The organism is Paenibacillus germinis (assembly GCF_013141785.1).
GTDB lineage: Bacteria > Bacillota > Bacilli > Paenibacillales > NBRC-103111 > Paenibacillus_E > Paenibacillus_E phytorum.
This window is the reverse complement of sequence record NZ_WHOC01000095.1, coordinates 143375-156346: the sequence shown is the minus strand read 5'-3', so window position 1 is coordinate 156346 and position 12972 is coordinate 143375. Positions and strand designations below refer to the sequence as shown.

The window sequence follows — 12972 nt, the reverse complement described above, 5'->3', positions numbered from 1 at the left end:
TAGGCTTTTGAGCTACTTTTGGCTGGAATTGTTGTATTTTTTACAACAATCGCGTGGAAAACGCAAAGTTGCTTGCCTAAAGTTGTAAAATTTACAACATTAGACGGATAACCAAATGAATGTTTAAGCATTTACCTCTTGAGCGTAGCTTGCTTTGCATCAAGTTTAATAAACACTTTCAACCATGACGGCGTAAGCCGTTTATTTAGTTTTTCTTGTCCTTCGTTCTATTCGCAGCTGAAATTCCATACCCATGAAAAAGGAAAATTTAGGAATGGTGTGGAAATTGTTTGTATAACCAAGTTATGAGGGGTACAAGATGAATTATTTAACGGAATCGTATGTAGATAGTTTGGCACTTAACAGCAGTGCGATCAAGAATGGCAAGGATTTGGTGAAGAAAAATAGTTTTCCGCTGCTCTGTCAGTCGGAGGACGGGACGATCATTTTTGGGGAGTGTAAAGGTAGCGGAAAGGACCCGTATCGATGTTCGGTCGATGTGGCGAAAGAGGGGAATCCCGTATTCCGCTGTTCATGCCCGAGTCGTCAGTTTCCGTGCAAACACAATCTGGGTTTGATGTATGCCTATACGTCAGGCAAAACGTTCATCACTGCACCCGTACCACAAGATATTGTGGATAAAAGGGAAAAGGCGGAGAAGCGGGAGGAAAAGAAGAAAGAACCTGTCGACCCGGATGCTCCAGTTGTTAAGCGCAAGACGAACAAGTCAGCGTTAATGAAGAAAATAGCTGCACAGCTGGAAGGGATCAGTATTGCTGAGAAGCTTATCCTGCAGCTTGTACAGTCAGGGCTAGGAGGCCTGGACAAAAAGGCGCTGCAAACCGCTGAAGAGCAGGCAAAACAGCTCGGCAACTATTATATCCCGGGAATCCAAACAGCGCTTCGTGATTTGACACTGCAGTTCCGAGCTTTGGAAGATCGGGAGACCATGTATACAAACGTGATCGAGCAGCTTACCACACTGCAAGCATTGATTAAGAAAAGCAGGGAGTATCTCAACAGCAGATTGGAAAATCCAGATCATCCTATGGATACGGAATCCGCGTTGGAAGAATGGATGGGGCATGCCTGGCAAATCGCGGAACTGAGGGAGTCTGGTCGCGTTCGCAGCGAGTCCTCAGAATTACTGCAGTTGTCGTTTCGATCCTATACGGATCAGGCGCGGGGCGAGTTCATAGATGAAGGATACTGGTCGGACCTACAAAGCGGACAGCTCCACATCACAAGAACGTATCGGCCATTCCGTGCAGCGAAATACATACGTGAAGAAGATTCCGTATTTCAGGTCGTCGAAGCGAAAGAACTTGCGCAATACCCAGGGGAGCTTAACAAGAGAGTGCGTTGGGAGGAAGCGACATTCCGCGAAGCTGACTCACAGGATTTTCAGAAGATCTGTGCTTCAGCTCACAAGTCATTCCCAGAAGTCATTAAACAAGTGAAGAATCAGATTAAAAATCCACTTTCGGACAAGCGCCCTGTCGTACTGCTGCAATTTGCTGAGATCAAGAAGACGGAAACTGGCTATATATTGTTAGATGAACAGGGCAAGCAGATTCCTCTTGCGGACATTCCATATCTCGGCGAGCCTACGACTCATTTGCTGTCTATGCTAAATAAGACGTTCTTACAGAATCAGGCGATTATGGTTATGTTCGAACACAATTGGCAGCATAACAGGCTTAAGGCTCAGCCTTTAAGCATCGTAACGACAAATGAAGTCGTTCGCTTGCTTTATTGAGGTTTAAAAAAGATTGAACTAAAGTACGGGAGAAAGTTTAACAGGAAAAACTCCTGCAAATTACTTTGATTTTCGTTAATCTATGGCTTTAACAGGAAATTCTACTACTAATATATTCGAATCTTGGTCAATCCTTAAATAATCGCTGATTTAGCAGGAGTTTTTCCCGCTAGTATGACTCAAGCGCTATCCAGGCGCAAATTAGATGGAGAGTTTCCAGATAATCCAATCCAACTATCTAAGATCTCGATATGATTTTGCAGCAAGTGTTCAAGAGATATTTGAGTAGTGCTTTATTGATGAAAAGAATTAGGAGACGAACTCATGAGTATAGATCTATTGTTTGAGCTGCAGCATGAGGTGCGGCGTTTGTTTATAGCAGGTAGCGGGATGGCGGCGGGCGATTTACGTTTGCAGAAAATGCTTCCCCAATTGCAAAAGCTGGGCGAGTCAGCGCCGGTTTTTAACCGAATGGCTCAAGCGGTTAGCCAAGTTCTGGACACGGAGACGAGCGGTTCAGCGAGCAGACTTCTAGAGTTAGGCATGCTGTTAAATTCCGTGCTGTACACGCAAGGGAAAACGGAGACGAAAGAGGACCTCGTACCTATGGAAGGGACGGGAGCGAATCTTTCGACGTCATTCCCTTACCGCAAGCTGCACCCACTCATTGAGGCGTTGACACAAAAAGGTCAGGGCCGAATGGAGCAGATTCGTCAAGGGTACGACGATGGGTTGTTTCATGATTTCCGCGTCATACCTGCGGCTGTTTCTGCGTTAGACGACAGTTATGTAGAAATACCTGATTTTCTCCATCGAAAGGTGATGCCCACACTCGGAGTGGAAGCACTCCCCGCGCTTCAGCAGCAATTCCGGCTGGATGGCGGGAAAGGTGACGCCCGCAGATTGGAGCTAATCCACGATTTGCTCCCCACATCTGCCTTAGACCTCCTTTTGCAAGCTGCCAAACAGGGCTCAACGGAAGTCCGCTCCACGGCGATTGAGCTTCTGGGCGATTATCCTGATCAAGAGGATTTTATTTTGGAGCAGGCGGACGATAAGAAAAAAGAGATACGCAGAGCCGCTTTATTCGCCTTATCTCGTCTTGGGACGGAGCAAGCGATCGCGCGCCTTTACAAGGCACTGGGGTCGAAGGATCAGGATCTTGCCATAGAGCCAATTCAATTATGCAAGGCCAACGATTTGACTCTCAGTGTCATCGGGCATGCGGAAAGTGTGTTGGAGCGAATCGTTCAACGTACAAAGGTGGAAGACTCCGCACAACAGTTGTTGGCGGACATCCGCAGCTTACAAGGCAAAAGAGTACCGGAAGTCGTAGAATTCCTAGAGAAATTGCTATCTACGCCTAATTTTATTGTTCCGGAAACGGAAGCTGTCCAGGAGGCTGCTGCTGATCTTCTGCTGCAATTGGATCTGCCAGAGGCAGACGGATTTGCGGTTACTCTACATGAGGTGTACAATCGCAAATTTATTGCTTACAGCTTTAGAGCGGCCATCAAGATTCTTCCTCCAGAAGACGTCTACGAACGCTTTTGCCATGATCTTAAGGATAAAAAGCAGCCGGCGGCTAAGGAATTATTGCGAGAGTTGTATGAAATGACACCGACGCTGCTATACCAAGCAGATGAACCCCATGAGGTTGCTTCAGCAAATTTTACAACATGGGATCCAAGATGGGTGCATTTGTTTGTGAAATTGGACGAGGAAGAGCTCGTGTGTAGGTTTGCTCAAGACCTGGATCTGAAAGTCACGACTTATCTAGTCAAAAAATGCGAAGAGCTGCCTAATTTTAATCGAAGTAAAACAGCTAATATGTTGTTGATCCTCTTCAGCCAAAGCTATCCGGATGCGCCAAAGCTGCTCATGGATATATTGGAAAAAGGCGGAGCCAAGCAGTTCTATTACTTGGATCGTGTCCAGCTTACATTGCTTTCTTTACTGCCTAAGCCATATGCAGAGAGATTGCAGCAATTCGCAGAAGGGCTTTCCTATCAAGGCATGAAAAATCAACTGCTAGAAATCGCGGAAACGATAGCTGCGAAGCCGGAACAAACCGAACGCTCAGATCACGAAGAGAAGGGACAGGGATTATGGGGATGGATCAAAAGCAAGATGTCGTAAGGTTACCCTCTGAACGATTATATATGGAAGAACTGGAAGCTTTGAAGAAATTGGATCAGGATGCGAAGCCAGCCGGGTGGCAGCTTTCTCCGAAGGCCGTACTTACGTTCCTGATTGGTGGAAATGTAAAAGGGGTCGCAATTACGCCGAAATACATCGGCAACAAGCGGTTGGTAGAAATGGCGATAGCTACGCTGTTGACAGACCGAGCTCTCATGCTGATCGGAGAACCAGGGACGGCTAAGTCTTGGCTTTCGGAAAATCTGACGGCAGCCATCCATGGAGATTCTGGAAAAGTAATTCAAGGAACGGCAGGCACGAGCGAGGAGCATATTCGTTATTCATGGAACTATGCCATGCTGTTGGCGCAAGGGCCCTCTGATCAAGCTATTATCAAAAGCCCGATTTTCCGCGCAATGGAAACAGGCGGGATCGCCAGATTCGAAGAGATCTCACGCTGCGCGTCCGAAGTACAGGACGCTATGATCTCCATCCTGTCCGAGAAGACGATCTCAATTCCGGAGCTAGGTAGAGAAGTGTTCGCTGCAAGGGGATTCTCTATCATTGCAACGGCCAATACGCGCGACCGTGGGGTGAACGAGATGTCAGCCGCCTTGAAGCGGCGATTTAACATCATCGTGCTTCCATCGCCGTCGGATATCGATACGGAAGTGGAAATTGTTCGCAAGCGTGTCAGAGAGATTTCGACGAGCTATGAGTTGAGAGCGTCGCTTCCAGAGGAGGAGGCGGTGCGCAAGGTTGTGACGATTTTCCGCGAGCTGCGCAGCGGGATGACACTCGACGGCAAAGAGAAGGTGAAAGGGCCGAGCGGTGTGATTTCTACGGCTGAAGCGATCTCGCTGTTAACGGGCAGCATGGCACTTGCTGGGAGCTTTGGCAGCGGACAGATCAGTGAAGAAGATATAGCAGCCGGGTTGCAAGGAGCTATTGTGAAAGACGAAGAGAAGGATCGCCTCGTATGGAAGGAATATCTAGAAAATGTGATGAAAAAGCGGGGATCGACATGGAGAAATCTGTACTTCGCGTGCTCGGAGATGAACAACTAGATCGCAGTCAGGAGTTTCATGTTTTTGGTATACGGCATTTATCTCCTGCAGGTGCTTTCCACCTGCTTGCTTTCTTAGATGAAGTGAAGCCTACGGCAGTGCTCGTTGAGGGACCTAGCGACGCAAGCGGGTTTATTACTGAACTAACCTCTCATGGCGTTGTCCCGCCGATTGCTATTTTGGCGTATACGGATCAACTGCCCGTAAGGACCTTGTTGTACCCGTATGCAGATTATTCGCCGGAATATCAGGCGTTTCAATGGGCTAGCCGCAATGGTGCACATGCTGAATTTATCGATTTGCCGTCCGAGCATGCCTTAGCTCTATACGAGCAAAGGAAACGGAGGTCATCCTCTGCTGAGGGAGAGAGTAATCAGACTGAGGACGACGCTTTTCGGGCGTATGTCCACGAACAGAGGACACTGTATCAGCAGCTTGCCGATCTTTCAGAAGAACCGGACTACGAGGCTTACTGGGAGCGGCATTTTGAACATAATTTGCAAAAAGACGCCTACCGTCATGGCATTTTTCAATTCTCGGCTCAAATGCGGGAGCTGACCGCTCAGCAGGAGTGGCAATATGCTCCACAAGATGCGGCCTACAATGAAATCAGGGAAGCTTACATGCGGCGTAAAATTCAGCATGCTATTGAAGCTGGGCACGCTCCTGAGAAAATAGTAGTTGTAACCGGCGCGCATCACGCCTCCGCATTAGATTTCCGCTTTCCTGTGATGACGGATGAAGAGATGAAGGGGCTGCCCAAGACGACAACCAAGCTTACGCTGATGCCTTATTCTTACTACAAGCTGTCTTCGCACTCGGGATATGGGGCGGGGAACCAGGCACCCGCTTATTTCGAATTGTTTTGGCAGTGCCTTCAAAAAGGTGATCTGAGCAGACTCCCTTCTTTGTATTTCTCACAGGTAGCGGCTCATCTCAGGGAACATGGCACTTATAGATCCACAGCTTCGCTCATCGAAGGTGTGAGGCTGGCAGAGGCTCTTGCTGCTCTGCACGATGGTAGTCATCCTACGTGGAAAGACCTTCGGGACGCTGCAACCGTATGTCTCGGTCATGGGGAGCTTTCGACAATTGCGGAAGCGTTGGCAAGGACAGACGTGGGCACGGCCATTGGCAGATTGCCAGAAGGAGTCAGCCAGACGCCAATTCAAGATGATTTGAACAGAGAACTCAAGCGGCTCAAGCTGGAGAAATTCAAATCTACGGTTGCTGCAACCTTAGAGTTGGATTTACGCGAAAACCGCAGGGTGAAGTCGGAGGAAGCTGCGTTTCTGGATTTGAAGCGGTCTGTTCTCCTGCACCGTTTGGAATTGCTCGGCATTAACTTTGCCAAGAAGCAAAGAGTGAATCAAGACTCCGCATCGTGGGCGGAGAATTGGGTACTGCAGTGGACGCCGGAAGCTGAGATCCAAGCGGTGGAGTCGACCTTGAAGGGGGAGACGATTGAGCTGGCCGCGGCTTTCGTGCTGAAGGAGCGGCTTGATGTTTGCAGCGATATCGCGGAAGCTTCGCGCATTATTCGAATCGCTTGCGATTGCACGTTGACGGAGCTGATGGAGCAGGCCAAATCCACGCTGCAAGGCCTTACGGTGGATGCAGGCAACTTCGAGCAGGTCGCAGGGGCGGCCTATGAGCTGTCGGTGTTGATCCGTTATGGATCGATTCGCCGAATCGAAACGGATACCCTTGTTCCGCTGCTCCAGCAGTTATTCCTGCGGGGAACGCTGCTTCTCGTAGATAGCGCGGGCTGCAACGATGACGCTGCTCAGGGTATGGTTCGAGCGATTCAGTCGCTGCACACAATTGCCCAAGACCATTTTGAAGCGGTAGACGACGCTCTGTGGTTGAACAAACTGCAAGAACTGGCTTCTCGCGATGACCGAAATGCAAAGCTGTCGGGCTTCGCATTCGCTATTTTGCTTGAGCGTAACGAAATTCCGGATGAGCGCGTTGCTCAGGAAGTTTCACGCCGCCTGTCACCAGGGATTCCTGTTGACCTGGGAGCGGGATGGTTTGAAGGCATGTCGATGCGCAACCGATACGCACTGCTGTCTAGGGTATCGCTGTGGCAGCAGCTAGATGCCTATATTGGATCGCTGGAAAAAGAGGCATTTCAACGTTCACTTGTGTTTCTGCGCCGAGCTTTCGGTTCATTCGAGCCGAGGGAGAAGGCAACGGTAGCCGAGATGATGGGCGATATTTGGGGTGTTGGTGCAGATAAAGCCGGAACTGCTTTGCAGCAGCCGTTAAGCGAGGAAGAGAAGGAGAAGCTGGATGAGCTCAACGATTTTGATTTTGGGGATTTGTAGCCTATGACCATGATAGATCAAGAACAATTGAAGCGATGGCGGTTGATCCTAGGTGCTGCTTCCGAAGAGAAGCTGCAGTCTTTTGGCGCTGGAGATGGAATGCTCGACGAGGAGTCGAGACTCATGGATGAAGCGCTTGCCGCGATCTATGATGAGACATCCGGCATTAGTGCTGATGACGGATCGAACGTGGGCGGCCCCCGCAAAGCGGGGCTGGGGCCTTCGTCCCCGAAGCTTGCCAAGTGGTTGGGCGATATCCGCACCTTTTTCCCGCCGGACGTGGTCTCCGTCATTCAATCCGATGCCATTGAGCGCAAAGGATTGAAGCAGCTGCTCTTCGAGCCGGAGCTGCTTTCCCAAGTGAAGCCGGACATCCAAATGGTAGCCACATTAATGGCGCTTAAAGGGAAAATACCGGAGAAAACGAAAGAAACAGCACGGCAATTAGTGAAGGCCGTTGTAGATGAAATCGTGAAGCGGCTTTCGCAGGATCTGCGCCGAGCAGTTACTGGTGCCTTGAATCGCAGGCAGCATTCGCCGCTGCCGTCGTCCACGGGACTGGACTGGAACACAACCATCCGCAAAAATCTTAAGCACTACGACAAGGAGCGCGGTCTCCTGCTGCCCGAAAAAGTCTACTTCTTTGACCGAGCACGTCGGAGCAAAGAGTGGACGGTCATCCTGGATATTGATCAAAGCGGTTCGATGGCGGGCTCTGTCATTTACGCGTCCATTATTGGTTCTATTTTCGCCAGTATGCCGGCTCTGGACACGCGAGTAGTTGCTTTTGACACCGAGGTCGTTGATTTAAGTGAGCAGTGTGCAGAAGATCCCGTTGATATGCTGTTTGGGATTCAGCTTGGCGGGGGAACAGATATTAACAAATCCATCGCTTACTGCGAGCCTTTTATCACGGAGCCGAAGAAAACGCTGTTTATCTTGGTCTCAGACTTATATGAAGGCGGCAATCGGACTGAGATGATTCAAAGGCTTGTCGACATGCATCAGGCAGGCGTGAAGACGATCTGCTTACTCGCTTTATCTGACCAGGGCGTACCTTCTTATGACGATGCTGTTGCTAAAAAATTGGCTCAATACGGTATCCCTTGTTTCGGATGTTCTCCGGAGAAGCTCCCGGAATTCATTGAAGGGGCATTGAAAGGGCATGATCTTGCGGTGCTTGCGGAGAGGGTGAAGCATGGTAAGGGGATGTAGCTTATAATGCTGGCATCCGAACAGTCCTTTGCGTTTGGAGGAAAGGGTGTGTGCTCTTGAAAGGTAGAATTATCGGATTGCTGTGTTTTGTTTGTTTACTGGGTCTGTTTATCAGCTTTATGACGCCTAAGGCGTATGCTTGTTCCCGCGGGCCGACAACGTTTGAGGAAGATTTTCTGGAAGCGAGTGCGATCTTTACGGCTAAAGTAACGAGCGTGGATGCCGTGTATCCGTCGCATAAAATAGCAGTGGTGGAACCAGATAAAGTATTCAAGGGACAGTCTCCGTCCTTTGTTGTGACCAATGATGATTCGGACCAATGCGGTGCCGGTATCGAAGTTGGAGAAACCTATTTATTTTACTCCCAGAGATGGGATTTACCTTACGTTAGTGTATTTGATACGCATCTTCTTAGTACAGAAAGAGCAGAAAAGCTGACGCATTGGCTCTCAGATAGGACTGAGAAACAACAACCTAAGCCTCCGCGCACGGAGACTATTCTTGCCCATAGACAGGGAGAGATTCGGGTATTTTTTGAACATCATGATAGAGGGTACTCGAAAAAGTCGTTCATAACGAACAACTCCATCTATGTTCCTGCTTCTTTTTTCAGTGATACACTTTGGTATTCGGCAGACTGGAATGAGGATAAGAATGAAATTGTCATCGATACAACGAACCGTTTAGAATTCGAAGAAACAAATCCGGATGACCTTCTTTCTCCCCATAGTGGGGCGCCTACAGAAATTAGCGCCGCGTACAATGATATTAAAATCAAAGTGAAAAGTGAAACCCTAGAGGAACATCCGGAAGCATTTGTTTCGGGTGATGAAATCTTTGTTCCATTACGCGCGATCGCGGAAAAGCTTGGTTATGAAGTCGAATGGGTAGACAGTTCTTCTTCCGTTATTCTCCACCTCCCCCTTGAACAGCAGAGTGGGCCCAAAACTTTGGCCATGAAATATATCAATAATACCGGGTTGGAAGTCGAAGTTAAGCCGGAAACGGTTCCTTTTGCGGAAATGTTAAAAGATGAGCTTGGATATCGAAAGTATGGAATACAATTTTATTTGAAAATGGATAAACAGGATATTCGGCTGTTAATGTCTTATGAACTCCTTCGCAAAATCGAAAGTGACGCTTCATTTCGTGAAAAGGTCGGGGCAAAATTAGGAAAGCCGATGAGCGAGATACCTCGCAACAGGTTGCTGACTTTAAAAGACTTTGAGTGAAAGATTAGCACTTCTCAAATTTCTATCATTTTCTATTAATGAATTCGATCCTATTCGTAGTATAATGTTCCTAATGACATATGGAGGAACTAAAATGACGTTAATTAAGCAATTGCAAGCACCAGAAGAGTTTGTAGGCTACTACCTCATCAAAGAATTAGAAGTCAAACAAACGAATACCACGCCTGCCAAAGATTTCATGGACATTGTGTTATGCGATGCTAGTGGGCAGATCTCTGCAAAACTATGGGATGTTAGCGCGACCGATAAAGAAACATTTTTCCCGATGACGTTGGTCAAAGTTCAAGGCTTAGTTCAAACCTATCGCGATAAATTACAGGTGAAAATTGGTAGATTGCGCAAGGCGCTGCCAGAGGATGGCATACATATTACGGATTTCATCCGTTCAGCACCGATTAGTCCAATCGATCTTATTCATACGATAAATCAAGTTTTGGAAAGTATTACGAATCCGGCCATCAAGTCGATTGTTTCATTCTGTGTGACCAAAGTTGAAGAGAAGCTAAACCATTATCCTGCTGCCAAAACGCATCATCATGCCTATTTCGCCGGCCTTGCTTATCATATTGTACGGATGCTGGAAATTGGTGAATTTATTTGTAATCAGCGGCCATTTCTTAATCCCGATTTAATTAAAGCGGGCATCATTCTGCATGATATCGCCAAACCTGAAGAAATGATCGCGCAGTTAGGGATCGTTTCTGATTATAGTGTGCAAGGAAAGCTGCTCGGACACATCTCGATGGCGTCGAACTGGATTACGGAAGCTGCTTTGCATCAGGGGATTGACCTCCAGTCGGATGTTGTCATAGGTCTGCAGCATATTGTGCTGTCCCACCACAACTTGCCAGAATGGGGGAGTCCGGTACTGCCTCAAATTCCAGAAGCTGTTGCTTTACATTACATTGATTCGATGGATGCGAAGCTCCAGATGGTTGAGGATACTCTGATGACAACGCCGGAAACAGAAGCATGGACGCCGATGATCCGCGGACTAGAAAATAAGGCGATGTATCGTTTGAACTTATAATTTATATCAAAATAACGAAAACTGCGTGAGCACAGATGCTCGCGCAGTTTTTTTTGTCTTTTCTCACAGTTCCAATCCAGTTCCTTGTTTAAAGCGTTTAATGACGACCTGCGTGTTAACGCGTACGACGCCTTTCAATTTGTAAATATTTTGGTAGAGGAAGTCTTCGAGCGCAGCATCATCTTTGAGCAAGGCGTGCATGTGCAGGGAGCTGCTCCCCGTCATTTGATAAATACTAATGACGTTGGAGTCAGCGGAGAGCAGATTACCTACTTCCTCAGCAAAACGCGGCTCCACTTCGACTTCGAAAAAAGCGCTGACGACTTTACCTAATTTGGTCGCGTTCAACCGAATTGTGAAGTTTTCGATGACTTCCTTTTCGATGAGGTTTTCGACTCGTTTTTGAATCGCAACACGTGAGAGATTGAGTATTTCCCCGATTTTTGCATAGGATATCCGGCCGTTCTCATGTAGTAACTTGATGATTTCTTGATCTATTTGATCGAGGTGAGGAAGATCTAACATAAGCAAGACTCCTTTTCGTAAATATATACAGTTGTTAATTTTATCATAGTATTCTCATTAAAAGAACGTATTTTACGTTCGAAATCAAATTATGTTAATCAAGATGGTTATAAATATGATAAAAACGTAACTATATCAAGTGTTTACATTTACAAATGGAGTTGACGATAAAAATGTTCGTTCATATAATGATGTTAATTAACATAACACATAAAGAAAACAAGCGAAGTTATGTCATATTACATAACACATGAAGGAGGTGGTAAAATGTCAAACAAATTAATTTATAACGGTACGGTTTTGACCATGAATGCCACCAATCAGATTTTCAAACCTGGCTTTGTGTATATGGAGCATGATGTGATCCGTGAAGTGGGGGAATGGAGATCAGACGGGAGCTTGGACCATTTAATCTCACAATCTTCGTATACGTACAATGCTTCGGGTAAAGTCGTCATTCCCGGGATCATCAATGGCCACACCCACTTGTTTCAAACGTTCATGAGAGGGGTATCGGATCACTCCCCGCTCGCGCAGTGGCTGAAGGAGATTATTTGGCCAATGAGCCTCACGATGGAGCCTGAAGATTTTTATTTAGCTGCTTTAATTGGATGTATCGAAAATTTAAAATCGGGCGCGACATATATGATGGATCACCATTATATCCACACGTATCCAGAGAATGATGCAAGTGTGTTGCAAGCGATGGTTGATTCTGGGATTCGTGGACATTTGGCCAGAGGTGGCTCGGATTTGGCTGGAGAAGTTCGCTTAAGGGAAACAGAGGAGCAGATATTTGATAGTACAGATCGTTTACTTGATGAATGGGATGGCGCTGCCTCCGGTCGGATTCGAATTGCATTAGGGCCGCTTAATTTATATGGATGCTCCCGAGGGTATCTAGAGCGGGCGGCTGTCTTTAGCCGGGATCGCAAGCTGATATCTCACGTACATGTCGCTGAAACGAGCGAACAGATCGACACGACGATAGCCCGCTATGGTCTGCGCAATTTGGAATTGCTGAATGAAGTTGGACTGCTGGGCGAGCAAACTCAGGTTGTTCATGGTGTGTGGCTCGATGATGGAGAACTAGAAATGATTCGTGCAAAGCAAGCTTCCGTCATCCATTGTCCAGTATCCAATATGTACTTAGCTTCTGGTGTTGCCAGAGTACCTGAAATGCTGCGTATGGGTATTAACGTCGCCCTAGGTACCGATGGTCCTGGCAGCAATAATTGCCAAGATAACTTAGAGGTGCTGAAGTTTACGGCGTGCTTGCATAAGGTGAATGAGCTGGATGCAACCTTATTGCCGCCGATGGATGTGCTGCGTATGGCTACTGTGAATGGAGCAAAGGCCGTTGGAAGAAGTGCTGATTTGGGCAGTCTTGAACCAGGCAAGAAGGCAGATCTAGTGACTGTAGATATGCTCAAAGCACACATTAGTCCCGTGCATCGCGCTTCTTCAGCGCTAGTTTATAACGCGAACGGTAATGATGTCGATCTCGTTATTGTTGGCGGTCAGGTTGTTGTAGAGAAGGGAAAAAGCACATGGATCGATGAGCAGGAAGTTCTAGAGAGAGCACAAGCAAGGGTTGATGCTCTGCGCAATAAGCTGGCGGGGCAATATCCTGTTTTTGCAAATATAGAGTAGG

Annotated in this window: 9 protein-coding genes; 8 read left to right on the top strand and 1 reads right to left on the bottom strand. The window is 47.4% G+C overall.

Translation table 11 applies throughout. From position 1 onward, the window contains the following. Positions 1 to 319: 319 nt before the first annotated feature. The 7 genes from GC102_RS20525 to GC102_RS20495 all read left to right on the top strand — a co-directional run bounded on the left by GC102_RS20525 (position 320) and on the right by GC102_RS20495 (position 10793). A complete protein-coding gene (locus GC102_RS20525) occupies positions 320 to 1759 on the top strand; it encodes an SWIM zinc finger family protein (protein WP_171691176.1) in 1440 nt (479 codons plus the stop codon). 324 nt (positions 1760 to 2083) lie between these two features. Further along, positions 2084 to 3898 carry a HEAT repeat domain-containing protein gene (locus tag GC102_RS20520; protein ID WP_171691175.1) on the top strand — a complete coding sequence of 605 codons (1815 nt, stop codon included), beginning with the start codon at positions 2084 to 2086 and terminating at the stop codon, positions 3896 to 3898. Beyond that, positions 3874 to 4965: an ATP-binding protein gene (locus tag GC102_RS20515; RefSeq protein WP_171691186.1), complete on the top strand. Its 1092-nt coding sequence runs from the start codon at positions 3874 to 3876 to the stop codon at positions 4963 to 4965. Before GC102_RS20520 ends, GC102_RS20515 begins: the two co-directional genes overlap by 25 nt. After that, positions 4923 to 7295, top strand: coding sequence for a DUF5682 family protein (locus GC102_RS20510; protein ID WP_171691174.1), 2373 nt, complete (start codon positions 4923 to 4925; stop codon positions 7293 to 7295). Before GC102_RS20515 ends, GC102_RS20510 begins: the two co-directional genes overlap by 43 nt. A gap of 3 nt (positions 7296 to 7298) precedes the next feature. Beyond that, a complete protein-coding gene (locus tag GC102_RS20505; RefSeq protein ID WP_171691173.1) occupies positions 7299 to 8510 on the top strand; it encodes a VWA domain-containing protein in 1212 nt (403 codons plus the stop codon). A 50-nt stretch (positions 8511 to 8560) separates the two neighbouring features. Further along, on the top strand, positions 8561 to 9742 hold the full coding sequence (locus tag GC102_RS20500) for a stalk domain-containing protein (RefSeq protein ID WP_171691172.1): 1182 nt from the start codon (positions 8561 to 8563) through the stop codon (positions 9740 to 9742). A 94-nt stretch (positions 9743 to 9836) separates the two neighbouring features. Further along, positions 9837 to 10793: a 3'-5' exoribonuclease YhaM family protein gene (locus tag GC102_RS20495; RefSeq protein WP_171691171.1), complete on the top strand. Its 957-nt coding sequence runs from the start codon at positions 9837 to 9839 to the stop codon at positions 10791 to 10793. A 63-nt stretch (positions 10794 to 10856) separates the two neighbouring features. On the opposite strand, the gene GC102_RS20490 is transcribed toward GC102_RS20495, so the two are convergent. Then, positions 10857 to 11318 (bottom strand): Lrp/AsnC family transcriptional regulator, encoded by a 462-nt coding sequence (locus GC102_RS20490; RefSeq protein WP_171691170.1) that lies wholly within the window; start codon positions 11316 to 11318, stop codon positions 10857 to 10859. Positions 11319 to 11585: 267 nt separating this feature from the next. On the opposite strand from GC102_RS20490, the gene GC102_RS20485 reads away from it, so the two are divergent. Further along, a complete protein-coding gene (locus GC102_RS20485) occupies positions 11586 to 12971 on the top strand; it encodes an amidohydrolase family protein (RefSeq protein WP_171691169.1) in 1386 nt (461 codons plus the stop codon). Position 12972: the final 1 nt, after the last annotated feature.

Bases quoted from the DNA above. Each gene is read 5' to 3' on its own strand.
- GC102_RS20525 (WP_171691176.1), top strand. From the start codon at position 320: ATGAATTATTTAACGGAATCGTATGTAGATAGTTTGGCACTTAACAGC.
- GC102_RS20520 (WP_171691175.1), top strand. From the start codon at position 2,084: ATGAGTATAGATCTATTGTTTGAGCTGCAGCATGAGGTGCGGCGTTTG.
- GC102_RS20515 (WP_171691186.1), top strand. From the start codon at position 3,874: ATGGATCAAAAGCAAGATGTCGTAAGGTTACCCTCTGAACGATTATAT.
- GC102_RS20510 (WP_171691174.1), top strand. From the start codon at position 4,923: ATGGAGAAATCTGTACTTCGCGTGCTCGGAGATGAACAACTAGATCGC.
- GC102_RS20505 (WP_171691173.1), top strand. From the start codon at position 7,299: ATGACCATGATAGATCAAGAACAATTGAAGCGATGGCGGTTGATCCTA.
- GC102_RS20495 (WP_171691171.1), top strand. From the start codon at position 9,837: ATGACGTTAATTAAGCAATTGCAAGCACCAGAAGAGTTTGTAGGCTAC.
- GC102_RS20490 (WP_171691170.1), bottom strand. From the start codon at position 11,318: ATGTTAGATCTTCCTCACCTCGATCAAATAGATCAAGAAATCATCAAG.
- GC102_RS20485 (WP_171691169.1), top strand. From the start codon at position 11,586: ATGTCAAACAAATTAATTTATAACGGTACGGTTTTGACCATGAATGCC.